Origin of the sequence: Mycolicibacterium diernhoferi (assembly GCF_019456655.1) — a bacterium.
In the GTDB taxonomy this organism is placed as follows: Bacteria; Actinomycetota; Actinomycetes; order Mycobacteriales; family Mycobacteriaceae; genus Mycobacterium; species Mycobacterium diernhoferi.
This window is the reverse complement of record NZ_CP080332.1, coordinates 2266578-2292857: the sequence shown is the minus strand read 5'-3', so window position 1 is coordinate 2292857 and position 26280 is coordinate 2266578. Positions and strand designations below refer to the sequence as shown.

Here is a 26280-nt window from a genome sequence, read left to right as displayed (position 1 = left end):
TTGTGGATAATCAAAGGCGCCCGTGAGCGCGCACAGCGCGCGACTCATGAGCACCGAACGCGGCCTGCGAGCCTGCGCGGAGGCCACGTTTTGGAGAACGACTGCCCGGGCCGGTATCCTGATCGGGTTGTCGGGTCACCCGTCATGTGGTCGTTGACCCCCAAGTACTGATTAATGAGGAGTTCTGACATGGCTGCCGTGTGCGATATCTGCGCTAAGGGCCCCGGCTTCGGCAAGTCGGTGTCGCATTCCCACCGTCGGACCAGCCGTCGCTGGAACCCGAACATCCAGAGCGTCAACGCTGTGACCCGCCCCGGCGGCAACAAGCAGCGGATGAACGTGTGCACCTCCTGCCTGAAGGCCGGCAAGGTCACCCGCGGCTAGTTCCGCCCCGCGCCTGCGCGGGCGGCCTCCCGCCGCCCCGCCCGCTAGGGCAGGCGCCAATCGATCGGTTCGGCCCCCAGCCGCGTCAACAACTCGTTGGCGCGGCTGAACGGCTTTGACCCGAAGAACCCCCGCGACGCCGACAGCGGCGAGGGGTGCACCGATTCGATGACGGCGCACCCGCCCTCGGCCAGCATCGGCTTCAGCGTCTGCGCATCGCGTCCCCACAACACCGCCACCAAGGGTTGCGGGCGCGCCACCAGCGCCCGGATGGCGCATTCGGTCACCGCCTCCCAGCCCTTGCGACGATGCGAGGCCGGTGTGCCCGGCCGCACCGTGAGCACCCTGTTGAGCAGCATCACCCCGCGCTGGGCCCACGGGCTCAGGTCCCCGGTGGCCGGCATCGGATAGCCGAGATCCTCGCCGTACTCGTTGAAGATGTTGGCCAGGCTGCGCGGGATCGGCCGCACATCCGGGGCCACCGAGAAACTCAGGCCGACCGCGTGCCCCGGCGTCGGGTACGGATCCTGGCCGACGATGAGCACCCGCACCGCCTCGAACGGAAACGTGAACGCCCGCAGGACGTTCTCCCCCGACGGCAGGTATTGGTGCCCGGCGGCCAGTTCGGCGCGCAGGAACTCCCCCATGTCGGCCACCTGCGGGGCGACCGGCTCGAGCGCGCGCGCCCAGCCGGGATCGACGAGATCGGTCAGCGAGCGTTGTGTCACGAGCGCCCAAACTAGCGTGCCGCCGCGCTAGTACGACTGCCAGCCCGGATTTCCCTGCCACGGTTGGCCGTCCACCACCACCGCGGCGGCACCGTCGCGCACCCGGCCGATCACCCGCCAGCCCGCGGGCACCGCGCCGGGGAACGTCGCGACCAGCGCGTGATCCTCGCCACCGCCCAGCACCCAATCCCAGGCATCCCCGCCGGTGGCCGCCGCGGCCGCGGTCAGGGCGTCGTGATCGGCGCCCAGGGCCCGCGTGGACAGGTCGATCACCACCCCGGACGCCTCGGCGATGTGTCCGAGGTCGGCCAGCAGCCCGTCGGACACGTCGGTCATCGCGCTGGCCCCGGCGTCGGCGGCGGCGAAGCCCTGCCCGTACGGCGGTTTCGGCACCAGATGTTGTTTCCGAAGCTCGTCATGATCATCGATTCCGTTGAGCCACAGGGCATATCCGGCGCCGGAGCGGCCCAGGTCCCCGGCCACGGCGACCTGGTCACCCGGACGCGCGGTGGCCCTGCGGACCGGGGCCCGCCCGCCGAGGTCGCCGAGCACCGTCACCGACACCACCCACAGCGGGGCGCTGACCAGGTCCCCGCCGGCGATGCCCGCCCCGCAGCGTGCCGCTTCCTCCCACATGCCGTCGGACAGTGCCTGAGCCGCCGCGGCCGGGGTGTCCGGCGGGGCCCCGAAGGCCACCACGAACGCCGTCGGGGACGCGCCCATCGCCTCGACATCCGCTGCGTTCTGGGCGATGGCCTTGCGTCCGATGTCATGCGGTGTCGACCAGTCCAGCCGGAAATGCCGATCCTGGACCAGCATGTCGGTGGACACCACGGTGCGGCCGTCGGCGGCGGTGATGACCGCCGCGTCGTCTCCCGGGCCGAGCGTCACCGCGGCCGGCTGTCGGCGGCCGGCCACGATCCGGTCGATGACGCCGAACTCCCCGACCTGCGCCAAGGTCGGCTCCCTGTCGGCCATCTCACCGTCCTGTCTGGCAGGAGCCGGCCTGAACACCGGTGCGACCTGCGGTACGTTTGATCCCTGCGGCGCCGAGTCTATGCAGCAGAAACGGAGGCACTGGCGGTGGTGGAGGCATTCATGCTGATTCAGACCGAGGTGGGCCGCGCCGAGGTCGTCGCGAAGCAGCTGGCCGAACTGCCCGGAGTGCGCTCGGCGGAATACGTGACCGGCCCCTATGACGTGGTGGCCCGGGTCGGCGCCGACACCCCCGACGAGTTGCACCGCGGCGTGGTGACCGCGGTACAGCGCGCCGCCGGCATCACCCGGACGTTGACCTGCCCGATCGCCGGGGCCCAGCAGCCCTAGAGTGACCGATGTGACGCAGCCCGACGAACACGACGGACCGCCCCGGTCGCTGATCATCGCCGCGGTCGGCGTTGCCGTGGCCGCGGTGATCGTGGTCCTGACCTTCGCCGCCACCCGGCAGGCGGCCCCGCCGGACCGACCGGTGGCCATCGCCGCGGCGCTCGCCCCGGACGCCGAGAGCCCGCAGTGCCAGGCGCTGATGGAGGAGCTTCCCGAACAGCTGGGCGATTACCATCGCGCCGAGGCCGTCGAACCGGTGCCCGCCGGTGCCGCCGCCTGGCAGGCCGATCCGCAGGCCGATCCGGTGATTCTGCGCTGCGGACTGCAACGGCCCACCGACTTTGTGGTGGGCACCCCGCTGCAGGTCGTCGACACGGTGCAGTGGTTCGAGGCCAGGGCGCACGGCAGCAGCACCTGGTATGCCGTGGACCGCGGCATCTACGTGGCGTTGACGCTGCCGACCGGGTCCGGCCCCACCCCGATCCAGCTGATCTCCAAGGCGCTGGAACGCACCATGCCCGCTCAGCCGCTGGATCCCGGGCCGCCCCGGTAGCTCATCGTCCGCCCGAGGACCTACCGCAGGCCGGTGCCGCGGGCGAGCGCGGTGTCCACCATCGTCGCCAGCAGCGTCGGGTAGTCGACCCCACTGGCCGCCCACATCCGCGGGTACATCGAGATGGTGGTGAAGCCGGGCATGGTGTTGATCTCGTTGATCACCGGCCCGTCCTCGGTGAGGAAGAAGTCCACACGGGCCAGGCCCTGGCAGTCGATGGCGCGGAACGCCCGGACCGCCAGCGCCCGCAGTTCGTCGCCGATGGCGTCGTCCACCTTGGCGGGCACGTCCAGTTCGGCGGCGTCATCGAGGTACTTGGTGGCGAAGTCGTAGAAGTTGTCCTCGCGGTCACGCACCCCGGCCACCCGGATCTCACCGATCTCGCTGGCCTCCACCCGGCCGTCCGGGAACTCCAGCACGCCGCACTCCAACTCGCGGCCGATCACCGCGGCCTCCACGATCACCTTCGGGTCGTGCCGGCGCGCCGCGGCGATGGCCCCGTCGAGCTGATCCCACGCCGTGACCCGGCTGACCCCGATCGAGGAGCCGCCGCGGGCGGGTTTGACGAACACCGGCAGGCCCAGACGCTCCCGGTCGTCGAGCGTGAGGGTGTCCTGCTGGGCCCGCAGCACCACGTGATCGCCGATCGGCAACCCGTCGGCGACCAGAAGCTTCTTGGTGAATTCCTTGTCCATGCCGGTCGCGCTGGCCAGCACGCCCGCCCCGACATAGGGCACCCCGGCCAGTTCCAGCAGGCCCTGGACGGTGCCGTCCTCGCCGTAGGGGCCGTGCAGCACCGGGAACACCACGTCGACGGCGGCGAGCACCTGGCCGGCGCCCTCCCCGAGCGACACCAGCTCGCCCCGGCGCACCGGGTCGGCGGCCAGCGCCAGCGCGGTGCCCGCGCTCTCGGTCACGTTCGGCAGCTGACCGGCATCGATCGCCAGCGTCTCGGGCCGGCCGTCGGTGAGCACCCAGGTCCCGTCCGGGGTGATGCCGACCGGGACGACCTCGAACCGCTGCGGGTCCAGGTTGCGCAGGATACTTCCTGCGGAAACGCACGAAATCCCGTGCTCGGAGCTTCGTCCGCCGTAGATGACGGCGACTCGGGTACGCGCATTCACAACCTGCAGAGGCTACCGGCTGCTGCCCGGGCCCGGCTTGTCAGGTGAGGGCGCGCTCGATGTCGGCGACGATGTCGTCGGTGTCCTCGATGCCCAGTGAGATCCTGGCGAATCCGTCGGGTACCGGATCGCCCCACCGCGCCCGGCGGTCGACACAGGTGTGGATCCCGCCGAAACTCGTCGCCGCGACCAGCAGGGCGCTGCGCTCTACGAGCCGGTGCACCGCGCCCGCGTCGGCGAGTTCGACGGACACCAGGCCGCCGAACCGGCGCATCTGCTCCACCGCCACGGCATGCGACGGATCCTGCGGCAGGCCCGGATACCGCACCGAGCGGACGGCGGGATGATCGCGCAGCATCAGCGCGACGGCGTGCGCGTTGCGGCATTGGCGGTCGATACGCAGACCGGCGCTGCCCAGGCTGCGCAGCACCAGCCAGGCTTCGAACACGCCGAGCACCGGCCCGGCCAGCAGCCGGTCCCGCTCGATGGCGGCCATCAACCCGGGATGGCTGCCTGCCACGTATCCGGCCAGCAGATCGCTGTGACCGGCCAGGGATTTGGTGGCGCTGGCGACCACCAGATCGGCACCCAGCGACAACGGCTGCAGGCCCAGCGGTGTGGCCGCGGTGTTGTCGACGATCAAGGTGGATCTGCGGGACCGGCAGATGGTGGCCAGCCGGTGCAGATCCACCACGTCCAGCGTCGGATTCACCGGGGTCTCGGCGAGCACGACGTCGGCGTGGCCGGCGGCCTCGCACATCTGCGCGGCGGCGGCCTCCACCACGGTGACCCCCAGCGGCTTCAGGTATTCGGCGGCATACCGGCGCACCTGGTAGTAGCCGTCGGCCGGCACCACCAGCGTGGTGCCCGGTTTCGCCAGCACCCGCAGGGCCGCACTGATCGCCCCCATCCCGGACCCGAAGGCCAGCGCCGAGGCCGCGCCCTCCAGTTCGGCCAGGGCGGATTCCAGCTGCCGCCACGTCGGATTCGAGGCCCGGCCATAGGTGTCCATGGGCTCGGCCTCGTCCGGGGACAAGTGGTACGCCGAGGCCGGAAACGGCACCGGCGCCACCGGCTCACCCGGAACAGCGTGTGCACCAACAGCATTCACGGTTCGGGTGGAGTCACCGTATCCGTCCATGGGGTACCCCTTTCCGGTCACTCCGGTTTGGTACTGCGACCCAGAAGCAGCATGACCGCCTGCTCGACGGACAGCCCGCGATGGCACACCCGATGCACGGCATCGGTGAGCGGCATCTCCACGTCGTAACTCGAGGCGAGCGCCAGCACCGACTGGCACGACGTGGCGCCCTCGGCGACATGGCCCTGCGCGGCGCTCAGCGCCGACTCCATCGACCCGCCCTTGCCCAGCCGCTCACCGAAGGACCGGTTGCGCGATTGGGGTGAGGTGCAGGTGGCCACCAGGTCACCGACGCCGGCCAGGCCGGCCAGCGTTGACCCCTTGGCCCCCAAAGCGATTCCCAACCGCATGATCTCCGCCAACCCGCGGGTGATGATGGCGGCCGAGGTGTTCTCGCCGAGGCCGACGCCGGCGGCCATCCCGCAGGCCAGCGCGATGACGTTCTTGCAGGCCCCGCCGATCTCGGCGCCGACCACATCGGAGTTCGTGTAGGGCCGGAAGTAGGCGGTGGACATGGCCCGCTGCAGCGCGACCGCACGGCCGGAGTCGGTGCACGCGATCACGGTGGCGGCAGGCTGCTCGTCGGCGACCTCCTTGGCCAGGTTCGGCCCCGTCACCACCGCGACCCGCGCCGGGTCGGCGCCGGTGACCTGGGTGATCACCTGGCTCATCCGCATCAGGGTCTCCAGCTCGATGCCCTTGGCGAGACTGACCAGGGTGGCGTCCGGGGAGATCAGCTGCTTCCAGGACTCGAGGTTGGGACGCAGCGTCTGCGACGGCACACCCAGCAGCACCGTGCAGGCGCCGTCCAGCGCTTCGGCCGCGTCACCGGTGGCCCGGATGCCGGCCGGCAGCGCGATGTCCCCGAGGTAGTCCGGATTGCGCCGGGTGGCATTGATCTCGTCGGCGAGCTCGGCCCGGCGGGTCCACAACCTCACGTCGTTCCCGGCATCGGCAAGCACCTTGGCCAGCGCTGTCCCCCACGCACCGGCTCCCATTACTGCGGCTTCGACCACCGCTTCACCCTAGCTGCATCGGGAAGGCTGGCAGGATGGCGGATATGACGGGCACCAGCGCGCGGCCGGAGGTCGGCTTGCTGATCGCGGTGAAGCGATTGACCGCGGCCAAGACACGGCTGGCACCGGTGCTCTCCGCTTCGGCGCGGGAGCATCTGGTGCTGGCCATGCTGATGGACACCGTCTCGGCGGCCGCCGCGGTTCCGGCCGTGAGTTCGATCACCGTCGTGACCCCCGACCCGGATGCCGCCGCGGCGGCCCGCGACCTCGGTGCCCACGCCCTGCTCGATCCGACCCCGGCCGGCCATCCCGACCCGCTCAACAACGCGCTGCGCGCCGCCGAAACCGCCGGTACCACCGCCAACACCGTTGTCCTGCAAGGTGACCTGCCGGCCCTCAAACCGCACGAGCTGGCCGAGGCACTGGCCTCCGCCGAGCGGCACGCGCGCAGTTTCGTCGGGGACCGGCACGGCACCGGAACCTCGGCGTTGTTCGCGTTCGGGGTGCCGCTGGACCCGTGCTTCGGCACGGAATCCACACAGCGGCATACGGATTCGGGGGCGGTGCCGTTGACCGGCAGCTGGCCGGGGTTGCGCTGCGACATCGACACCCCCGATGACCTCACGGCCGCGCTGACGCTGGGGCTCGGTCCGGCCACCCGGCGGGTGGTGGGCGCACTGCCCTGCACCGGCAGCGATGGCTGAGCACTGGTAAGCACGGTGGCGATAGGCAATGATCGAGTCATGACGGACGCCGAGACGACGACTGCTGACTCCGACCGGACAGCGACGAACGGTGTGGACGCCGTGGTGCACCCGGCCCCCGATGTGCCGCCTGCGGCCACCGCCGCCGCCGTCGAGGACGCCCTGCCCGAGGACCGCTATCTCAACCGGGAGCTGAGCTGGCTGGACTTCAACGCCCGGGTGCTCGCACTGGCCGCCGACACCTCGCTGCCGCTGCTGGAGCGGGCGAAGTTCCTGGCCATCTTCTCTTCCAATCTCGATGAGTTCTACATGGTGCGGGTGGCCGGCCTGAAGCGCCGCGACGAGATGGGTCTGTCGGTGCGCTCGGCCGACGGCCTGTCACCGCGGGAACAGTTGCGCCGCATCGGTGAGCGGACCCAGCAGATCTCCAGCCGGCATGCGCAGGTGTTCCGGGAATCGGTGCGCCCCGCGCTGGCCGAGAAGGGCATCCTCATCGTCAGCTGGTCGGACCTGGAGGACGACGAGCACGCGGCGTTGTCCTCCTATTTCACCGAGCAGGTGTTCCCGGTGCTGACACCGCTGGCGGTGGACCCGGCGCACCCGTTCCCCTTCGTCAGCGGTCTGAGCCTGAATCTGGCCGTCACGGTGCGCAACCCCGATGACCGCACCCAGCACTTCGCCCGCGTCAAGGTGCCCGACAACGTGGACCGGTTCGTGGAACTGCCCCGGCGTGAGGGCGCCGACGGCACCCCCGGCCCGCTGCGGTTCCTGCCGCTGGAGGAACTCATCGGCGCGTACCTGTCGGTGCTGTTCCCGGGTCTGGAAATCGTGGAGCAGCATGCATTCCGCATCACCCGCAACGCCGACTTCGAGGTCGCCGAGGACCGTGACGAGGACCTTTTGCAGGCGCTGGAGCGCGAACTGGCGCGACGCCGGTTCGGGTCACCGGTGCGCCTCGAGGTCGCCGACGACATGACCGAGAACATGCTCGAGCTGCTGTTGCGCGAACTCGACGTGCATCCCGGTGATGTGATCGAGGTGCCGGGACTGCTCGACCTTTCGTCGCTGTGGCAGATCTACGGGGTGGACCGGCCCGACCTCAAGGACCGGCCGTTCGTGCCCGCCACCCCGGCGGCGTTCGGCGAGCGCGAGACACCCAAGAGCATCTTCTCCACACTGCGCGACGGCGATGTGCTCGTGCATCACCCGTATGACTCCTTCTCCACGACGGTGCAGCGGTTCGTCGAGCAGGCGGCCGCGGACCCGAACGTGCTGGCGATCAAGCAGACCCTGTACCGCACATCCGGTGACTCCCCGATCGTCAACGCGCTCATCGACGCCGCCGAGGCCGGCAAGCAGGTGGTCGCGCTCGTCGAGATCAAGGCACGCTTCGACGAGCAGGCCAACATCAAGTGGGCCCGCAAGCTTGAGCAGGCCGGCGTGCACGTGGTGTACGGGCTCGTCGGACTGAAGACGCACTGCAAGACCGCGCTGGTGGTGCGCCGGGAGGGGTCGACCATACGCCGGTACTGCCATATCGGCACCGGCAACTACAACCCGAAAACCGCTCGGCTGTATGAGGATGTCGGTTTGCTGACCGCCTCACCCGACATCGGCGCGGACCTGACAGATCTGTTCAACTCGCTGACCGGGTACTCCCGCAAGGATTCCTACCGCAATCTGCTGGTCGCCCCGCACGGTGTCCGCAGGGGCATCGTCGAGCGCATCGAACGGGAGGCCGTCGCGCACCGCGAGCGCGGCAACGGGCGAATCCGGCTGAAGGCCAATGCTCTGGTCGACGAGCAGGTGATCGACGCGCTGTACCGGGCGTCGGCCGCCGGGGTCCGGGTCGAGGTGGTGGTGCGCGGGATCTGCGCGCTGCGTCCGGGCCAGCCCGATCTTTCCGAGAACATCGTGGTGCGCTCGATCCTCGGCCGTTTTCTGGAACACTCCCGAATTATTCACTTCCACGCCATCAACGAGTTCTGGATCGGCAGCGCGGACATGATGCACCGTAACCTCGACCGCCGGGTCGAGGTGATGGCACAGGTCAAGGATCCCCGTCTGACCGCCCAGTTGGACGAGATGTTCGAATCCACCATGGATCCGGCGACCAGATGCTGGGAGCTCCAATCGGATGGGCGGTGGACGGCGCTGCCGCTGCCCGGCCACACCGTGCGCGACCACCAGGTCGCGCTGATGGCGAAACACCGATCGCCCTAGATCGTCGACCTGTCGGCCACTGACAACGTATGGGAGTTGATGTGTCGGACAGCTCGACCCGCAAGACCGCGACGGGGCCACACTCCGCTGGTGCGGTGGTGCACGCCGCCGGCGCCGTGCTGTGGCGCGAACATGCGGGACGAACCGAGGTCGCCATCGTGCACCGACCCCGCTATGACGACTGGTCCCTACCGAAGGGCAAGGTGGACCCGGGCGAGGCCCATCCGGTCACCGCGGTGCGGGAGATCCGGGAGGAGACCGGTTTTCACAGCCGTCTCGGCCGCCGGCTGGCCGTCATCAGTTATCCGGTGGAAGACACCGTGAAACGGGTCGTGTACTGGGCCGCCGGTGCCGGTGACGGTGAGTTCATCGCCAACGAGGAAGTCGACGAGCTGCTCTGGCTCACCCCCAAGGAGGCGATGAAGCGGCTGCAGTACGCCCACGACCGGAAGGTACTGCGACGCTTCGCCAAAGTGCCGGCCGATACCCAGACGACGATCATCGTGCGCCATGCCCGGGCCGGGTCCCGATCCAAGTACAAAGGTGAGGACTGGAAACGGCCCCTGGACAAGCTCGGACGCGCGCAGGCCGAATCGCTGGTGGGGCAACTGCTCGCGTTCGGAGCGACCGAACTGCACGCCGCGCCTCGGGTGCGGTGTCAGCAGACCCTGGCACCACTGGCCCAGGAACTCGGTACCGAGATCGGTGTCGAGCCCTCGCTGACCGAGGAGGCCTACGCCCAGAACCGCAAGGCCGCCCGTGCCCGCATTCTGGAGATCGCCGCCGCGTCCGCCGAAGCGACACCGGTGATCTGCACCCAGGGCAAGGTGATTCCCGATCTCATCGCGTGGTGGTGCGAACGCGACGGTGTGCGTCCGGACAAATCGCGCAACCGCAAGGGCAGCACCTGGGTGCTGTCCTCGGTGGGCGGGCGACTCGTCGCCGCCGACCACATCGGCAGCCCGCTGGCCGTCAAGACCTGAGCCACGCGACTCCCCCGGTCGCTGCGCTCTCCCCCGCAAGCGGGAGGTACCCCCAGCCCGCCGGCACACGCAAAAGCACCCCAGAACCTAAGTTCTGGGGTGCTTTTGCAGTACTTGCCGAAATTACTTGCGGCCGCCGCGCTTGGCGGGAGCCTTCTTGGCCGGAGCCTTCTTGGCCGCGGGAGCGGCCTTCTTGGCGACAGCCTTCTTGACAGCAGCCTTCTTGACCGCGGGAGCGGCCTTCTTGGCGACAGCCTTCTTGACAGCAGCCTTCTTCACCGCGGGAGCGGCCTTCTTGGCGACAGCCTTCTTGACAGCAGCCTTCTTCACCGCGGGAGCGGCCTTCTTGGCGACAGCCTTCTTGACAGCAGCCTTCTTCACCGCGGGAGCGGCCTTCTTGGCGACAGCCTTCTTGACAGCAGCCTTCTTGGCGGCGCCACGCTTGGCCGGAGCCGCGGCCACACCGCGCTTGACGGCGGGGCCGTCTGCCGGGAGACGCTGCGCGCCAGAGACAACCGCCTTGAACTGAGCGCCGGGCCGGAAGGCCGGAACCGACGTCGGCTTGACCTTGACGGTCTCACCGGTGCGCGGGTTGCGAGCCACACGGGCGGCGCGGCGACGCTGCTCGAAAACGCCGAAGCCGGTAATCGTGACGCTCTCACCCTTGTGCACCGCACGCACGATCGTGTCGACGATGTTCTCAACCGCGGCAGTAGCCTGTCGACGATCGGTGCCCAACTTGGTTGTGAGTGCGTCGATGAGCTCTGCTTTGTTCATGCAAACCCTCCGAAGTCCAGTGGTCCACCTTGGACCGACTAGAGGACACGGTAAACCCATTGGGCACATATTTCCAAGAGCCACGCGCGGTTTCAAGCGTAGCTAGCGAACATTTTTGCAATCCGGTTGGCCCACACCGACAGTGGTACCGGCGTCCGAGAATGAGGTTGCCGGGCCATATTTGGGGGCCCGGAACCGGCGAATTCAGGCCGGAAGAGTCCTCGGTTTGAAGCTCGGACGGTGCCGCTCGTATTCCTCGATTTCGGCCTGTTTCCGCAGCGTAAGGCCTATATCGTCGAGCCCCTCGAGCAGCCTCCAGGCGGTGTAGTCATCAATCGTGAACGGCAGCAGGACCGTTCCGGCGGCAATGGTTCGATCTTGAAGATTGACAGTGATTTCCAGGCCCGGATTCTGCTCGATCAGCTTCCAAAGAAGTTCGACATCGTCGTGGGAAACTTCGGCCGCCAAAAGGCCCGCCTTGCCGGCATTGCCCCGGAAAATATCGGCGAACCGCGGCGAGATGACGACCCGGAAGCCGTAATCCATGAGCGCCCAGACGGCGTGTTCCCGGGAGGATCCGGTGCCGAAATCGGGGCCGGCCACCAAAACGGATCCCTTGTCGAATGGCGCCAAATTCAGAATGAAGGACGGATCGGTGCGCCATGCCGCGAACAGACCGTCCTCGAAACCCGTTCGGGTGACCCGCTTCAAATACACCGCCGGGATGATCTGGTCGGTGTCGACATTGGACCGGCGCAGCGGAACGCCGATCCCGGTGTGGGTGTCAAAAGCTTGCATGTCCTGGTACTCCTAGCGGTTTGAGGCTGAGCCGGGGGCGGCTTATCGGCCGACGGGGGCCAGATCGGCAGGGGAAGACAGGGTGCCGCGCACCGCTGTGGCGGCTGCCACAGCCGGTGACACCAGGTGGGTACGACCGCCCTTGCCCTGCCGTCCTTCGAAATTGCGGTTGGAGGTCGACGCGCAACGCTCCCCCGGGGCGAGCTGATCGGGGTTCATTCCCAGACACATCGAGCAGCCGGCCTGACGCCACTCGGCTCCCGCGGCGGTGAAGATCGCTCCCAAACCTTCGGATTCGGCTTGCTCGCGGACCCGCATGGATCCGGGCACCACCAGCATGCGGACGCCGTCGGCGACCTTGCGGCCGTCCAGGATCTCGGCGACCACCCGCAGATCCTCGATGCGGCCGTTGGTGCACGAGCCGACGAACACCGTGTCGACCGCGATCTCACGCATCGGGGTACCCGCTCGAAGATCCATATAAGCCAAGGCTTTCTCGGCGGCCTGCTTGGCATCGTCGTCGAGCATCATCTCGGGGTCGGGCACCGCCGCCGAGAGCGGCACACCCTGCCCCGGGTTGGTCCCCCAGGTCACGAACGGGCTCAGGGTCGAGGCATCGATGTAGACCTCGGTGTCGAATTCGGCGCCCTCATCGGTGCGCAACTGGCTCCACGCCTGCACCGCGGCATCCCAATCCGCGCCGGTCGGCGCGTGCGGGCGGCCCTTGAGGAATTCGAATGTGGTGGCATCCGGTGCCACCATGCCGGCTCGGGCGCCCGCTTCGATGCTCATGTTGCAGATCGTCATCCGGCCCTCCATCGACAACGATTCGATGGCACTGCCCCGGTATTCGATGACGTGGCCCTGACCGCCACCGGTCCCGATCTTGGCGATCACAGCCAGGATGATGTCCTTGGCGCTCACCCCGGCGGGCAGGTCCCCGTCGACGTTGACCGCCATGGTCTTGAACGGTTTGAGCGGCAGGGTCTGGGTGGCCATCACGTGCTCGACCTCAGATGTGCCGATACCCATGGCGATCGCGCCGAACGCGCCGTGGGTGGAGGTGTGGCTGTCACCGCACACCACCGTCATTCCCGGCTGGGTCAGACCCAGCTGGGGGCCGATGATGTGCACGATGCCTTGTTCGGCGTCGCCCATCGGATGCAACCGGATGCCGAACTCCGCGCAGTTGCGGCGCAGAGTTTCCACCTGGGTGCGCGAGACCGGATCGGCGATCGGCTTGTCGATGTCGATCGTGGGCACGTTGTGGTCCTCGGTCGCGATGGTCAGATCGGGCCGGCGGACGGGACGCCCGGCCAACCGCAGACCGTCGAACGCCTGCGGGCTGGTGACCTCGTGCACGAGGTGCAGATCGATGTAGATCAGGTCGGGTTCCTTGGCGGCACCTTCTCCGGCGCCGCGGGACACGACGTGGTCGTCCCACACCTTCTCGGCCAGAGTCCGGGGCTTGTTCTGCTCCATGGGTATCTCGATTCAACTCGGGCGTCCTGCCGTGACGGGCTGGTCATCTCACGATGCGGGACGCTAGTATCTCCCTGTGAGACAGGATAGCGGTATCGGCGTCCTCGACAAAGCGGTGGGCGTCCTGCACACGGTGGCCGAGTCACCCTGCGGTCTGGCCGAACTGTGCGAACGCACGGGGCTGCCGCGCGCCACCGCGCACCGGCTGGCGGCGGGCCTGGAAGTGCACCGACTGCTCGCCCGCGACAACGAAGGACGATGGCGGCTGGGCCCGGCCCTGACCGAACTGGCCGGGCAGGTCAACGATGCACTGCTGGCCGCCGGCGCCATCGTCCTGCCCCGACTGCGCGAACTCACCGGCGAGAGCGTGCAGCTGTATCGCCGGGAGGGCAGCTCGCGGGTCTGCGTCGCCTCCCTGGAGCCGCCGGCCGGCCTGCGCGACACCGTCCCGATCGGCACCCGGCTTCCGATGACCGCCGGCTCGGGGGCCAAAGTGCTACTGGCCTACAGCGATCCCGCCACCCAGCAGGCGGTGCTCGCGGGCGCCAAGTTCACCGAACGCACCCTCGCCGAGGTTCGCCGCCGGGGCTGGGCCCAGAGCGCGGCAGAGCGGGAGTCCGGCGTCGCCAGCGTGTCGGCCCCGGTGCGCGACGGACGTGGCGCGGTGATCGCGGCGGTGTCGGTGTCGGGTCCGATCGACCGGATGGGTCGCCGGCCGGGCGCCCGTTGGGCCGCCGATCTGCTCGCGGCGTCCGAGGCACTGACCCGCCGCCTCTAGCTCCGCCGCCGGGGATCGGTACGTGGCCTGAATCACGGCCGGACTCCCTCTCGGGCGACCGAATACACCCGAAAACGAAGAAGAGGCCCAGGATTTCTCCTGGGCCTCTATCGCGTACCCCCGATGGGATTCGAACCCACGCTACCGCCGTGAGAGGGCGGCGTCCTAGGCCGCTAGACGACGGGGGCTAGAACATCTTCCGGTCGGAAAGCATAGCTCAGGCAGTCGTTCTCACCTAATCCGCTGTTCCGGGCCGGACAGCTGGGGTACCAGGACTCGAACCTAGAATGGCGGTACCAGAAACCGCTGTGTTGCCAATTACACCATACCCCATTTGATGCCTATCGCTGCAGCTCAAGGCATCGTTTCGGCTCTTTCAGCGCGGCGGTCTGACTCTCCGCTGTGCTTTCCGGGCCGACGAGCAGACTACCAAAGATTTCGGACCACTTTTCACACCCCTGCCCTTGCGGCGCGCAACCGGGCCAAACTGCGCTCCCGACCGAGCAGTTCCAGGGACTCGAACAGCGGCGGGCTGACCGTCGACCCGGTGACCGCGACCCGGATCGGGCCGAAGGCCTTACGGGGTTTGAGCTCCAGCCCGTCCAGCAGCGCCGCCTTGAGCGCTTCCTCGATCGCCGCGGTGGACCACTGCGGCGCGGCCTCCAGAGCCGTCAGCGCGGCGTCCAGCACCGGCGCCGCCTCGGGCTTGAGTTCCTTGGCCGCCGCCTTCTCATCGAGGACGTAGGAGCCATCGTCGAAGAACTTCAACAGATCCCACGCATCGCCGAGCACCACGATGCGGGTCTGCACCAGCGCCGCGGCTTCGGCGAAGGCGGCCTCGTCCAGGCCGGTGTCGTGCCCGTGGGCGTCCAGATAGGCCCGCAGCCGGGCGGTGAAGTCCTCCGGGGTCAACAGCCGGATGTGCTCGGCGTTGATCGCGTCGGCCTTCTTCTGGTCGAAGCGGGCCGGGTTGGAGTTGACGTTCACGACGTCGAACGCCGCCACCATCTCGTCGAGGCTGAACAGATCGTGATCGTCGGCGATCCCCCAGCCCAGCAGCGCCAGGTAGTTGAGCAGCCCCTCCGGGATGAAACCCCGGTCACGGTGCAGGAACAGGTTCGACTGCGGGTCGCGCTTGGACAGCTTCTTGTTGCCCTCGCCCAGAACGCTTGGCAGGTGCGCGAATTCGGGGATGCGGTCGGCGACTCCGATGCGGATCAGCGCCTGGTACAGGGCGATCTGCCGCGGGGTGGACGGCAGCAGGTCCTCACCGCGCAGCACATGTGTGATCTTCATCAACGCGTCGTCGACGGGATTGACCAAGGTGTAGAGCGGATCTCCGTTGGCGCGGGTGATCGCGAAATCGGGCACCACCCCGGCGGCGAAGGTGGTCTCGCCGCGCACGAGATCGGTCCAGGTGAGGTCCTGGTCGGGCATCCGCAACCGGAGCACGGGCCTGCGGCCCTCGGCCGCGAACGCCGCCCGCTGCTCGTCGGTGAGATCACGGTCGTAGTTGTCATAGCCCAGTTTGGGATTGCGGCCGGCGGCGAGGTGGCGGGCCTCGACCTCTTCGGGTGTGGAGTAGGCCTCGTAGACCTCCCCCGCGGCGAGCAGCTTGCCGATCACGTCCCGATACAGATCGGAGCGCTGCGACTGCCGGTACGGCTCATGCGGGCCGCCGACCTCGGGCCCCTCATCCCAGTCCAGCCCGAGCCAGCGCAGCGCGTCCAGGATGGCGTCGTAGCTCTCCTGGGTGTCGCGGGCGGCGTCGGTGTCCTCGATGCGGAACACGAAGGTGCCGCCGGTGTGCCGGGCGTAGGCCCAGTTGAACAACGCGGTACGCACCAACCCGACGTGCGGGGTGCCCGTCGGAGAAGGGCAGAACCGTACCCGGACAGCATCAGTGGCGGATGTCATTTGTCTTCCCTTGGTCCTTTATTTCTGCTTGCGCACAACGGGATTGGAGAGGGTGCCGATCCCCTCGATGGTGATGTTGACGGTGTCGCCGTCCTCGATCGGGCCGACGCCCTCCGGGGTTCCGGTGAGGATGAGATCGCCGGGCAGCAGCGTCATGACCGCCGACACCCATTCGACGATGGCGCCCACATCGTGCAGCAACAGCGAGGTGTTGGACTGCTGACGAACCTCCACCACGGGCTTCGAATCCTCGCCCTGGCGCATGACCTCGGTACGCAGGTCCAGATCGGACGGATCCACGGCGGTCTCGATCCAGGGCCCGACCGGGCAGAAGGTGTCGTGCCCCTTGGCCCGCATCCACTGGCCGTCCTTGCGCTGCTGATCGCGCGCGGACACGTCATTGGCGATCGTGTAGCCGAGGATGTAGTCGGCCGCCTTCGCGGCGGGCACGTCCTTGCAGGGCCGCTCGATGACGATCACCAGCTCGCCCTCGTGATGCACGGGGTTGGCGTCGGCCGGCAACTGGATCGGGACGTTGGGCCCGATGATGGCGGTGTTGGGCTTGAGGAAGATCACCGGATCCTCCGGCGGCTCGCCACCCATCTCGTGGGCGTGCGCGGCGTAGTTCTTGCCCATGCAGATCACCTTGCTGGCCAGGATCGGCGCCAGCAGCCGCACGTCGGCCAGCGGCCAACTGCGGCCGGTGAACGTGGGATTGCGCGACAGATACTGTTCGGCAATCTCGCGGCACACCGCATCGGAGTTCGAGTCGCCTTCGATGACTACGAAGGCGACCCCGTCAGGACTGGCGATTCGACCGAGGCGCATTCGTCCAGCCTAATGACGCCCCGCCACAGTTCGGCGCGCGGCGTCGGTCCATCCCGCAATACCTCCCACCTCTTCCATATATTGAGATGTGAGTTCAATATCTTGAGATTCCCGTGGCACGATGGCCGTCATGGGAACGGCATCCATCGGCACCGCGCGGCGGTGGTCGATGCTGGTGATCGCACTCACAGCCACGACATGCGCCAACGTGTTCATCAACGGCGCCGCCTTTCTCATCCCGACACTGCGCAGCGAGCACGGCGTGGACCTCGCCGCGGCCGGACTGCTCGCGGCCATGCCGAGTTTCGGGCTGGTACTGACCCTGATCGCCTGGGGCTGGCTGGTCGACCGGGTCGGCGAACGGATCGTGCTGACCGTCGGCTCGGCGCTGACCGCCGCATTCGCCTTCGGCGCGGCCTCGGTGGACTCACTGTTCGCGGTCGGCGCGTTCCTGCTCCTCGGCGGGATGGCCGCGGCCAGCAGCAACTCCGCCAGCGGGCGGGTGGTCGTCGGCTGGTTCCCGCCGGAACAGCGCGGCCTCGCCATGGGAATCCGCCAGACCGCCACCCCGTTGGGAGTCGGACTGGGCGCCTTGGTCATCCCCCGGCTCGCCGAGAGCCACGGGGTGGCCACCGCGCTGGTGTTCCCGGCGGCGGTGTGCGTGCTGTCCGCGGTCATCTGCGCGATCGGTGTGCTGGATCCGCCGCGGCCGCACCGCGCCGACGCACCGCCGCAACACCTGGCCAACCCCTACCGCGGTTCGTCGATGCTGTGGCGCATCCATGCCGTCTCGGTGCTGCTGGTGGTCCCGCAGGGGTTCATCTGGACCTTCACCCTGGTCTGGTTGATGACCGAACGCGGATGGTCGGCGGCATCGGCAGGCACCCTGGTCACCGTCGCACAGGTCCTCGGCGCCGGCGGGCGGATCGCGGCGGGGCGGTGGTCGGACGTGGTCGGATCCCGGCTGCGGCCCATCCGTTCCATCGCGGCGGCCGCCGCGGTGACGATGGCGTTGCTGGCGGTGACCGATGCGTTGGATTCCCCGATCGCCGTCGCGCTGATGATCGTCGCCTCGGTTGTCACGGTGTCCGACAACGGTTTGGCGTTCACCGCGATCGCGGAGATCGCCGGACCGTTCTGGAGCGGGCGCGCGCTGGGCACGCAGAACACCAGCCAGCATCTGGCCACCGCCGTCGGTGCACCGCTGTTCGGCACGCTGATCGCCGCCGCCGGTTTCCCGGTCGCCTTCGCCGTGTGCGCACTGTTCCCGCTGGCCGCCATCCCCCTGGTGCCCGCCGACCCGTCGCCGGCCGAGGAATCGAACTAGCCTTTACCGGAACTGATTTCAGGGCACCTCAGCCATAACGCCGGTCTCCGGGACGCCGTCGGCCAGCCCGTAGCGCAGGTAGACCGTGCCCGCCGGACCGGATACCGGCGGCTGCAGCAGCGCGACGTTGGTGGGCACCACACCGTCGGCGAACACCTTCTTGCCGACGCCGAGCATGATCGGATGCAGCCACAGGTCGATGCGGTCGAAGAGCTTCTCCCGCAACAGGGTCTGCACCAGATTCAGGCTCCCGACGACCTTCACCTGCGCGTGCCGATCCCGGATCTCGCGTACCGCCGCGACCAGATCGTTCCCGAGCAGAGTGGACCCCGCCCAGGACAGATCGGGTTTGCCGCGGGAGGCCACATACTTCGGGATGCGGTTGAACAGCGCGCCGAATTCGTCATCCTGGTGCGGCCAGTACGCCGCGAAGATGTCGTAGGTGCGCCGGCCGAGCAGCAGCGCATCGGTGCCCTCGTAGGCCGCCGCCACCTGCGCTCCGGCGACCTCGTTCATCAGCGGCGCCTGCCAGCCGCCGAACGGGAATCCGATGGGATCCTCCTCCGGCCCGCCCGGCGCCTGCCCTACCAGGTCCAGTGTCGCGAACAGCTCGATGTCGATGAGTCCCATGACGGGTAGACCGGCCGGTGCCGACGGACTCATCGCCGTGGCAGCACCAGCATGGCCGCGGTCAGGAAACACAGCGCCCCGATGAAGGTACCCAGGTTGGCCAGCCACTGATCCTCGGTCACCCCGGATTTCAGGACGAACGCCCCCACCGCCGATACCCCGAACGCGATGCAACCGGCCAGGTTGATCCAGCTCGCCTGCCAGTCAACGGACTTCGGGGCCCACCAACCGACCAGCGCCACCGCCAGCACACCGCTGACCAGGAATGCCAGCGACCCGGTCGCGTCCGGCACCCACACGTAACGCTGTTCACCGTGGATCGTGTGCGTCCACACCGACGCCCCGGTGCTGACATTGAACAGGATGGTGCCGGCGAACTGGATGGCCGACGACCACCAGCCGCCCCCGCGATCAGAAAGCCGAAGTTGCATCCACGCGGCGGTGGTGAAGAACCACGAGCCCACGAAGCACAGCACGTTCGTCGCACCCGCCCCGGCAGCAGCGGCGAATCCCGGCGCGGTGGCGACGGCGAAGAACATCGAACCGATCGCGAACAGCCGGCATTGCCGGCTCAGCGTCGCGAACCCACCCTCGACAGTCAGAGCAGCGACAGGATCCGGTCGCCGACCTCGCTGGTCGACAGCTTCGCCTCGCCGCGGGTCGCAAGATGCTCGGCCACGGCCTTGTCCACCCGGGCCGCCGCGGCGTCCTCGCCGACGTGCGAGAGCAGCAGCGCCACGCTCATCACCGCGGCCGTCGGATCGGCGATGCCCTGTCCGGCGATATCGGGCGCGCTGCCGTGCACGGGCTCGAACATCGACGGATTCGTGCGCGTCGCATCGATGTTGCCGCTGGCGGCCAAACCGATGCCACCGCACACCGCCGCCGACAGATCGGTGATGATGTCGCCGAACAGGTTGTCGGTGACGATCACGTCGAAGCGGCCCGGATCGGTGACCATGTGGATCGTCGCGGCATCGATGTGCTGGTAGGCGACCTCGACGTCGGGGTACTCCGCACCCACCTCGGCCACCACCCGCGACCACAGGCTGCCGGCGAAGGTCAGCACATTCGTCTTGTGCACCAACGTCAGATGCTTGCGGCGGGACTGTGCCCGGGCGAAGGCGTCACGCACGACACGCTCCACACCGAACGCGGTGTTCACGCTCACCTCGGTGGCCACCTCGTGCGGGGTGCCGACCCGTAGCGCGCCGCCGTTACCGGTGTAGGGCCCCTCGGTGCCCTCGCGGACCACGACGAAGTCGATCCCGGTCACACCCGAGAGCGGGCTCGCCACACCGGGATACAACCGTCCCGGGCGCAGGTTGACGTGATGGTCGAGCGCGAAACGCAGCTTGAGCAGCAGCCCGCGCTCCAGCACGCCGCTGGGCACCGACGGATCGCCGATCGCCCCGAGCAGGATCGCGTCGTAGCCGCGCAGCTCGTCGATGGTCTCCTCGGTGAGCAGTTCCCCGGACGCGTGGTAGCGCCGCGCACCCAGGTCGTACTCGGTGCGGTTCACCCCGGGCAACACCGCGTCCAGCACCCGCAGTGCCTGGTCGATGACCTCCGGGCCGATGCCGTCACCGGCGATGACGGCGAGCTTGTTCAGTGATGTCATGTCAGGTCGACCACTTCCAGTGTGGTGGCGCCGACCGCCGAAGCGATCGCGGCGCGCACATCTTCGGGCACATCGGTATCCAGGCGCAGCATCACGGTGGCGCTGTCGCCGCTGGCGTCCTGGCTCATCTGCGCGGCCAGGATGTTGACGTTCGCCCCGCCGAGCAGGGTGCCGATCTTGCCGAGCGCGCCCGGCTGGTCGGTGTAGTTGACGATCAGGTTGTGGCCCTCGGCACGCAGGTCCAGGTTGCGACCGTTGATCTGGACGATCTTCTCCACCAGCTGCGGACCCGACAGGGTGCCCGCGACGTTGATGGAGCTGCCGTCGGCGTGCACCGCGCGCACGTCCACCACGCTGCGGTGGTTGGGGCTCTCGCTGGCGGTGCTGATCTCGGCGGTGACACCGCGGTCCTTGGCCAGGGCGGGCGCGTTGACGAAGGTCACCTGCTCATCGACGACCGCGGAGAACAGGCCACGCAGCGCCGAGAGCTTGAGAATGCCCACATCCTCTGTACCGCCGGCGGCCAGCTCGCCGCGGACCTGAACCGCCAGCGACACCGGGGCGGCATCGGAGAGCGCGCCCACCAGCAGCCCGAGCTTGCGCACCAGATCCAGCCAGGGCGCCACTTCCTCGCCGACGACGCCGCCGCCGACGTTGACGGCGTCGGGCACGAATTCACCGGCCAGGGCCAGCTTCACGCTGGCGGCCACATCGGTGCCGGCCCGGTCCTGCGCCTCGGCGGTCGATGCGCCCAGATGCGGGGTGACCACGACCTGCGGCAGATCGAACAGCGGGCTGTCGGTGCACGGCTCGGTGGCGAACACGTCGAGGCCGGCGGCGCGCACGTGTCCGCTGTTGATCGCGTCGGCCAGGGCCTGTTCGTCGATCAGTCCGCCGCGGGCGGCGTTGACGATGATGACCCCGGGCTTGGTCTTGGCGAGGTTCTCCTTGCCGAGCAGGCCCGCGGTCTCCTTGGTCTTGGGCAGGTGCACCGAGATGAAGTCCGCGCGGCCCAGCAGCTCGTCCAGGTCGACCAGCTCGATGCCGATCTGGGCGGCGCGCGCCGTGGACACGTAGGGGTCGTAGGCGATCACGTGGGTGCCGAACGCGGCCAGCCGCGCGGCGACCAGCTGACCGATGCGGCCCAGCCCGACCACGCCGACGGTCTTGCCGAAGATCTCGGTGCCGTTGAACGAGGACCGCTTCCAGGTGTGCTCGCGCAGCGTGGCGTCCGCGGCCGGGACCTGCCGGGCCGCCGACAGCAGCAGGGCCACGGCGTGCTCGGCGGCGCTGTGGATGTTGGAGGTCGGGGCGTTGACGACGAGCACACCGCGCGCGGTGGCGGCGTCCACGTCGACGTTGTCCAGTCCGACGCCGGCACGGGCGACGATCTTGAGTTTGGGCGCGGCGGCGATGACCTCGGCGTCCACCGTGGTGGCGGAACGCACCAACAGGGCATCGGCATCGGCGACGGCGGCCAGCAGTTTCGGACGGTCGGGGCCGTCTACCCAGCGGACCTCGACCTGGTCGCCGAGGGCGGCAACGGTCGACTCGGCAAGCTTGTCGGCTATCAGCACTACGGGAAGACTCACGGGGTTACAGCCTAGTGTGTGACGTCGGCGATACCACAGGCCGCGTGCATTCAGCACCGAAACGAGCGGGCACTGCGACCGATGCTGTCTACTGGAGTGGTGGACGTCACCGTCGTCGGAAGCGGGCCCAACGGCCTGACCGCAGCCGTCATCCTGGCCCGCGCAGGTCTGTCCGTGCGCGTCATCGAGGCCGAGAGCACCGCGGGCGGGGGTGCGCGCACCCTGCCCGACCCCGAGTATCCCGGGGTGGCCCACGACATCTGCTCGGCGGTGCATCCGCTGGCCCTGGCCTCGCCGTTCTTCGCCGACTACGACCTACCCGCGCGCGGGGTGCAGCTGTCGGTACCCGACATCTCGTATGCGAATCCGTTGACCGACCGGCCCGCCGCCATCGGCTACCGCGACATCGCCCGCACCTGTGCCGAACTGTCCGACGGCAATTCGTGGCGACGCCTGCTCGGCCCGCTGTCGGACGACTGCGACGGCGTCGTCGGACTGCTGCTCGGCGACAAGCGGTCCCTCCCGCCGTCGATTCCCGCCGCGCTCAAGGTGGCGCCCCGACTGCTGGCGCAGGGCAGCCCCCTGTGGGGGACCCTGAAGGGCGAGGACGCCCGCGCGTTGTTCACCGGCGTTGCCGCACACACGATTTCGCAGATGCCCTCCCTGGTCGCCTCTGGGGCGGGACTGATGCTGGCCACCCTGGCGCATGCGGTCGGCTGGCCGATCCCGGTCGGCGGCTCACAGGCCATCCCGGATGCGCTGATCGCCGATCTGCGCATCCACGGCGGGGAACTCGTGCTCGGCGAAGAGGTCACCGCCCCGCCGGGCGGCGTCGTGCTCTACGACACCGCACCGACCGCACTGCTGTCCATCTATGGTGCCGCGCTGCCGCCGCGCTACGCAAAAGCCTTGCGCCGCTACCGCTACGGGCCGGGTGTGGCCAAGGTCGACTTCGTGTTGTCCGGTGAGATCCCCTGGCGTGACTCGCGTCTGAACCTGGCCCCCACCCTGCATCTCGGCGGCAACCGATCCCAGATGGCGCTGGCCGAGTCCGAGATCGCCGCCGGCCGGCACCCCGAATGGCCGATGGTGCTGGCCGCCCTGCCGCACATCGCCGACCCGGCTCGCATCGACGCGCAGGGCCGGCGGCCGTTGTGGGCCTACGCCCATGTGCCTGCCGGATCGACGGTGGACATGGCCGAGACCGTCACCGGCATCTTCGAACGCTTCGCGCCCGGCTTCCGCGATGTGGTGGTCGCGGTGCGCAGCGTGCCGGCCGCCCGGCTCTCGGAGCACAACGCCAACCTGGTGGGCGGAGACATCGGCGTGGGCGGCAACAACATGCTCAGTGCCATCGCCGGGCCGACACCGCGGATCAACCCATGGTCCACCCCGATCCCCAAGGCGTACCTGTGTTCCTCGGCGGCCCCACCGGGCGGCGGCGTGCACGGCATGGCCGGCTTCTACGCGGCCCGCACGGTGCTCAAACGGGAGTTCGGTATCCGCGATCTTCCCGAGCTGACGCCCTGATCTGATTAGGCTGGCGCCGTGACCTCCGCCAACCCCAAACTCGCGATCATCTACTACTCGGCCACCGGGCACGGCACCTCGATGGCGGCCCGGGTGGCCACCGCCGCCGAGGCCGCCGGCGCCGAGGTGCGGTTGCGCCATGCCGCCGAGACCGCCGACCCGGAGTCGTTCGCGCACAACCCCGCGTGGACCGCGAATTACGAAGCCCACGTTGGTAAGCCGGCCGCGACCGGTGAGGACATCGTGTGGGCCGACGCGGTGATCTTCGGCTCCCCCACCCGATTCGGCTCCCCCGCCGCACCCCTGCGGGCGTTCCTGGACTCGTTGGGCGGGTTGTGGTCGCAGGGCAAGCTGGCCGACAAGGTGTACGCGGGTTTCACCTCGACCCAGACCGCGCATGGCGGCCAGGAGTCCACCCTGCTGAATCTGTATGTGACGCTGATGCATTTCGGTGGGATCATCGTTGCGCCCGGATACACCGACCCGGTGAAGTTCGTCGACGGAAATCCCTACGGGGTGGGGCTGATCGCCAACCGGGAGAACATCACCGCCTTCGACGACGCGACCGCTGATGCACTCGATCATCTGGCCCGGCGGGTGGTCGGTGTCGCATCGCGGCTGGCCTGACGGCCGCAAGTCTGAAATCGCCGCAACCCGGGTACACCACGGCACATGGGCGATGGTGTGAGAAAACGTGACAACGCGCGGTACCCCACGCTCGACGCCATCCACGCCCGGCCCGACGGCGTCGACGATGACACCGTCGAGGCGGTCGGCTCACTGTCGGAGGCGTTGGAGTACGTCGAACGCGCCCGCGGGCACCTGTATGCGTTCCATCAGCTGATGGGCCATGCCGACCTGCTGTTGGGCGACACCTGCGACAGACTGCGCGAGGCCGGCCACGAGACCATCGCCGACCGGCTCGAAGAGGACATGGTCGGCCGCAACATCGTGCAGGGGCGCTGGACGTTTCAGGTCGTCGAGGAATTCGACGACACCTACTGGTCCCGGTTCCGCGACCACGAGAGGCGGGTCCGCGAGGAACTCATGGGCGGCCGGCGGCACGTCTTCGAGGCCGAGATGAAGGAACGCCGGCGCACCCACGGCCGGCCCGGACACGAGGCGACACCCTAGAAAGACCTGTGGAGCGTTACCCGCACTGAGTACGGGTAACGCTCCACACGTCGCAGAAAAACCTAGGCGGTTTCGGTGATGGGCCGGTCGACCCAGCTCATCAGGTCGCGCAGCTTCTTGCCGGTGACCTCGATCGGGTGCTCGGCGTTCTCCTTGCGCAGGGCCTCGAGCTCCTTGTTGCCGCCCTCGACGTTGGCGACCAGGCGCTTGACGAAGGTGCCGTCCTGGATGTCCTTGAGGATGTCCTGCATACGCTTCTTGGTGTCGGCGTCGATGACCCGCGGGCCCGACAGGTAGCCACCGAACTCGGCGGTGTCGGAGACCGAGTAGTTCATCCGGGCGATGCCACCCTCGTAGATCAGGTCCACGATCAGCTTGAGCTCGTGCAGCACCTCGAAGTAGGCCATCTCGGGCGCGTAACCGGCCTCGACCATGACCTCGAACCCGGTCTTGATGAGCTCTTCGGTGCCACCGCACAGCACGGCCTGCTCACCGAACAGGTCGGTCTCGGTCTCTTCCTTGAAGGTGGTCTTGATGACGCCGGCGCGGCCACCGCCGATGGCGGAGGCGTACGACAGCGCCAGCGCCTGGCCCTCACCCTTGGGGTCCTGGTGGATGGCGATCAGGCAGGGCACACCCTTGCCGTCGACGAACTGGCGGCGCACCAGGTGGCCGGGGCCCTTGGGGGCGACCATGCCGACGGTGATGTTCTCGGCCGGCTTGATCAGGCCGAAGTGGATGTTCAGGCCGTGCCCGAAGAACAGCGCGTTACCGTCCTCCAGGTTGGGCTCGATGTCGTTGGTGAAGATCTCGGCCTGCGCGGTGTCCGGCGCGAGGACCATGATCACGTCGGCCCACTTGGCGACCTCGGCCGGGGTTCCGACCTCCAGGCCCTGCTCCTCGACCTTGACGCGGGACTTCGAGCCCTCCTTCAGGCCGACCTTGACCTGCACACCCGAGTCGCGCAGCGACAGCGAGTGCGCATGGCCCTGGCTGCCGTAGCCGATCACCGCGACCTTGCGGCCCTGGATGATCGACAGATCCGCGTCGGCGTCGTAGAACAGTTCGATTGCCACTGATTTTCCTTCTCTTTTGTCTCTGTGATTCGTTCTCTGAAGCTATTTTGCGGTGCCGATACCGCGCGGCCCGCGCGACAACGAGACGATGCCGGACTGCACGATCTCCCGGATACCGTACGGCTCGAGCACTCGCAGGAATGCCTCGAGCTTCTCCTGGGTCCCTGTCGCCTCGATGGTCAGCGACTCGGTGGACACATCCACAACCTTGGCACGGAACAGGTTGACCGCTTCAATCACCTGGCTGCGGGTGGTCGCATCGGTGCGCACCTTGATCAGCGCGAGCTCACGCGAGACCGACTGGCTCTCGTCCTGCTCGACGATCTTGATCACGTTGACCAGCTTGTTGAGCTGCTTGGTGACCTGTTCCAGCGGGAAGTCCTCGACCTCGACGACGATCGTCATCCGGGACAGGTGCTTCTGCTCGGTGGCCCCGACGGCGAGGCTCTGGATGTTGAAGCCGCGCCGGGAGAACAGCGACGCGACGCGCGCCAGCACGCCGGGCTTGTCCTCGACGAGCACCGACAGGGTGTGCGTGGAGACGCTACTCATGACTCGACTCCCATTCGCTGCGGTCCTCGTTCGTTCCTCACTGCGATCCTCACTCG

The 26280-nt window shown here is 68.4% G+C and carries 27 protein-coding genes and 2 tRNA genes; 11 read left to right on the top strand and 18 right to left on the bottom strand.

Going from position 1 to position 26280, the window contains the following annotated elements; genetic code table 11:
- Positions 1–189 precede the first annotated feature (189 nt).
- Positions 190–384: a 50S ribosomal protein L28 gene (gene rpmB, locus K0O62_RS10785; protein WP_073855988.1), complete on the top strand. Its 195-nt coding sequence runs from the start codon at positions 190–192 to the stop codon at positions 382–384.
- Between the two features lie 44 nt (positions 385–428).
- Here the strand turns inward: rpmB and K0O62_RS10780 are convergent, their stop codons facing one another.
- Both K0O62_RS10780 and K0O62_RS10775 read right to left on the bottom strand, forming a co-directional pair.
- Positions 429–1112, bottom strand: a complete 684-nt coding sequence (locus tag K0O62_RS10780; protein ID WP_073855987.1) for a uracil-DNA glycosylase — start codon at positions 1110–1112, stop codon at positions 429–431.
- Between the two features lie 27 nt (positions 1113–1139).
- Positions 1140–2090, bottom strand: a complete 951-nt coding sequence (locus K0O62_RS10775; RefSeq protein WP_073855986.1) for a thiamine-phosphate kinase — start codon at positions 2088–2090, stop codon at positions 1140–1142.
- A 120-nt stretch (positions 2091–2210) separates the two neighbouring features.
- On the opposite strand from K0O62_RS10775, the gene K0O62_RS10770 reads away from it, so the two are divergent.
- Positions 2211–2438 (top strand): Lrp/AsnC ligand binding domain-containing protein, encoded by a 228-nt coding sequence (locus K0O62_RS10770; protein ID WP_073856201.1) that lies wholly within the window; start codon positions 2211–2213, stop codon positions 2436–2438.
- A gap of 10 nt (positions 2439–2448) precedes the next feature.
- Positions 2449–2991, top strand: coding sequence for a DUF3515 domain-containing protein (locus tag K0O62_RS10765; protein WP_073856200.1), 543 nt, complete (start codon positions 2449–2451; stop codon positions 2989–2991).
- A 20-nt stretch (positions 2992–3011) separates the two neighbouring features.
- Here the strand turns inward: K0O62_RS10765 and K0O62_RS10760 are convergent, their stop codons facing one another.
- The 3 genes from K0O62_RS10760 to K0O62_RS10750 are packed head-to-tail and all read right to left on the bottom strand — an operon-like array spanning position 3012 to position 6272.
- Positions 3012–4115: a D-alanine--D-alanine ligase family protein gene (locus tag K0O62_RS10760; RefSeq protein WP_073855985.1), complete on the bottom strand. Its 1104-nt coding sequence runs from the start codon at positions 4113–4115 to the stop codon at positions 3012–3014.
- Between the two features lie 40 nt (positions 4116–4155).
- On the bottom strand, positions 4156–5256 hold the full coding sequence (locus K0O62_RS10755; RefSeq protein WP_073855984.1) for a cystathionine gamma-lyase: 1101 nt from the start codon (positions 5254–5256) through the stop codon (positions 4156–4158).
- A gap of 17 nt (positions 5257–5273) precedes the next feature.
- Positions 5274–6272 (bottom strand): NAD(P)H-dependent glycerol-3-phosphate dehydrogenase, encoded by a 999-nt coding sequence (locus K0O62_RS10750; protein WP_073855983.1) that lies wholly within the window; start codon positions 6270–6272, stop codon positions 5274–5276.
- Between the two features lie 44 nt (positions 6273–6316).
- On the opposite strand from K0O62_RS10750, the gene cofC reads away from it, so the two are divergent.
- The 3 genes from cofC to mutT1 are packed head-to-tail and all read left to right on the top strand — an operon-like array spanning position 6317 to position 10182.
- A complete protein-coding gene (cofC, locus tag K0O62_RS10745; protein ID WP_073856199.1) occupies positions 6317–6976 on the top strand; it encodes a 2-phospho-L-lactate guanylyltransferase in 660 nt (219 codons plus the stop codon).
- A gap of 39 nt (positions 6977–7015) precedes the next feature.
- Positions 7016–9199: an RNA degradosome polyphosphate kinase gene (locus tag K0O62_RS10740; protein WP_073855982.1), complete on the top strand. Its 2184-nt coding sequence runs from the start codon at positions 7016–7018 to the stop codon at positions 9197–9199.
- 29 nt (positions 9200–9228) lie between these two features.
- On the top strand, positions 9229–10182 hold the full coding sequence (gene mutT1, locus K0O62_RS10735; protein WP_079244412.1) for an 8-oxo-(d)GTP phosphatase MutT1: 954 nt from the start codon (positions 9229–9231) through the stop codon (positions 10180–10182).
- 123 nt (positions 10183–10305) lie between these two features.
- On the opposite strand, the gene K0O62_RS10730 is transcribed toward mutT1, so the two are convergent.
- The 3 genes from K0O62_RS10730 to leuC form a co-directional block, all read right to left on the bottom strand.
- Positions 10306–10959 (bottom strand): HU family DNA-binding protein, encoded by a 654-nt coding sequence (locus tag K0O62_RS10730; protein WP_073855981.1) that lies wholly within the window; start codon positions 10957–10959, stop codon positions 10306–10308.
- Between the two features lie 204 nt (positions 10960–11163).
- On the bottom strand, positions 11164–11757 hold the full coding sequence (gene leuD / locus K0O62_RS10725) for a 3-isopropylmalate dehydratase small subunit (protein WP_073855980.1): 594 nt from the start codon (positions 11755–11757) through the stop codon (positions 11164–11166).
- A 42-nt stretch (positions 11758–11799) separates the two neighbouring features.
- A complete protein-coding gene (gene leuC / locus K0O62_RS10720) occupies positions 11800–13239 on the bottom strand; it encodes a 3-isopropylmalate dehydratase large subunit (RefSeq protein ID WP_205870665.1) in 1440 nt (479 codons plus the stop codon).
- Positions 13240–13315: 76 nt separating this feature from the next.
- On the opposite strand from leuC, the gene K0O62_RS10715 reads away from it, so the two are divergent.
- Positions 13316–14017, top strand: a complete 702-nt coding sequence (locus tag K0O62_RS10715) for an IclR family transcriptional regulator (protein WP_073855978.1) — start codon at positions 13316–13318, stop codon at positions 14015–14017.
- 115 nt (positions 14018–14132) lie between these two features.
- On the opposite strand, the gene K0O62_RS10710 is transcribed toward K0O62_RS10715, so the two are convergent.
- The 4 genes from K0O62_RS10710 to K0O62_RS10695 form a co-directional block, all read right to left on the bottom strand.
- Positions 14133–14205, bottom strand: a tRNA-Glu gene (locus tag K0O62_RS10710).
- 73 nt (positions 14206–14278) lie between these two features.
- Positions 14279–14350 (bottom strand) — tRNA-Gln (locus K0O62_RS10705).
- 117 nt (positions 14351–14467) lie between these two features.
- Positions 14468–15934: a glutamate--tRNA ligase gene (gene gltX / locus K0O62_RS10700; RefSeq protein WP_073855977.1), complete on the bottom strand. Its 1467-nt coding sequence runs from the start codon at positions 15932–15934 to the stop codon at positions 14468–14470.
- An 18-nt stretch (positions 15935–15952) separates the two neighbouring features.
- Positions 15953–16762 carry a fumarylacetoacetate hydrolase family protein gene (locus K0O62_RS10695; protein WP_073855976.1) on the bottom strand — a complete coding sequence of 270 codons (810 nt, stop codon included), beginning with the start codon at positions 16760–16762 and terminating at the stop codon, positions 15953–15955.
- 130 nt (positions 16763–16892) lie between these two features.
- On the opposite strand from K0O62_RS10695, the gene K0O62_RS10690 reads away from it, so the two are divergent.
- Positions 16893–18089, top strand: coding sequence for an MFS transporter (locus K0O62_RS10690; protein ID WP_073856197.1), 1197 nt, complete (start codon positions 16893–16895; stop codon positions 18087–18089).
- An 18-nt stretch (positions 18090–18107) separates the two neighbouring features.
- Here K0O62_RS10690 and K0O62_RS10685 read toward each other — a convergent pair whose 3' ends face one another.
- From K0O62_RS10685 to serA, 4 genes are read right to left on the bottom strand one after another with little or no spacing between them, the layout of a single operon-like run.
- Positions 18108–18719 (bottom strand): dihydrofolate reductase family protein, encoded by a 612-nt coding sequence (locus K0O62_RS10685; protein ID WP_073855975.1) that lies wholly within the window; start codon positions 18717–18719, stop codon positions 18108–18110.
- A gap of 29 nt (positions 18720–18748) precedes the next feature.
- On the bottom strand, positions 18749–19258 hold the full coding sequence (locus K0O62_RS10680; protein ID WP_073855974.1) for a hypothetical protein: 510 nt from the start codon (positions 19256–19258) through the stop codon (positions 18749–18751).
- A gap of 59 nt (positions 19259–19317) precedes the next feature.
- Complete coding sequence (locus tag K0O62_RS10675) at positions 19318–20340, bottom strand: 3-isopropylmalate dehydrogenase (RefSeq protein WP_073855973.1); 1023 nt, start codon at positions 20338–20340, stop codon at positions 19318–19320.
- Complete coding sequence (gene serA, locus K0O62_RS10670) at positions 20337–21932, bottom strand: phosphoglycerate dehydrogenase (RefSeq protein WP_073855972.1); 1596 nt, start codon at positions 21930–21932, stop codon at positions 20337–20339. The genes K0O62_RS10675 and serA overlap by 4 nt, the downstream gene beginning before the upstream one ends.
- 72 nt (positions 21933–22004) lie before the next feature.
- Here serA and K0O62_RS10665 point away from each other — a divergent pair, with 72 nt between their 5' ends.
- Genes K0O62_RS10665 through K0O62_RS10655 form a run of 3 tightly spaced genes read left to right on the top strand, consistent with a single transcriptional unit; the run spans position 22005 to position 24596 of the window.
- Complete coding sequence (locus K0O62_RS10665; RefSeq protein ID WP_264002237.1) at positions 22005–23462, top strand: phytoene desaturase family protein; 1458 nt, start codon at positions 22005–22007, stop codon at positions 23460–23462.
- 18 nt (positions 23463–23480) lie between these two features.
- Positions 23481–24089 (top strand): NAD(P)H:quinone oxidoreductase, encoded by a 609-nt coding sequence (gene wrbA, locus K0O62_RS10660; RefSeq protein ID WP_073855970.1) that lies wholly within the window; start codon positions 23481–23483, stop codon positions 24087–24089.
- A 45-nt stretch (positions 24090–24134) separates the two neighbouring features.
- Positions 24135–24596, top strand: coding sequence for a hypothetical protein (locus K0O62_RS10655; RefSeq protein ID WP_073855969.1), 462 nt, complete (start codon positions 24135–24137; stop codon positions 24594–24596).
- Between the two features lie 62 nt (positions 24597–24658).
- Here the strand turns inward: K0O62_RS10655 and ilvC are convergent, their stop codons facing one another.
- Together ilvC and ilvN are read right to left on the bottom strand one after the other, a co-directional pair.
- Positions 24659–25672, bottom strand: coding sequence for a ketol-acid reductoisomerase (gene ilvC, locus K0O62_RS10650; RefSeq protein WP_073855968.1), 1014 nt, complete (start codon positions 25670–25672; stop codon positions 24659–24661).
- Between the two features lie 42 nt (positions 25673–25714).
- The gene (ilvN, locus tag K0O62_RS10645) at positions 25715–26224 is read right to left on the bottom strand and encodes an acetolactate synthase small subunit (RefSeq protein WP_073855967.1); all 510 of its coding nucleotides are present in this window, start codon (positions 26222–26224) and stop codon (positions 25715–25717) included.
- Positions 26225–26280: the final 56 nt, after the last annotated feature.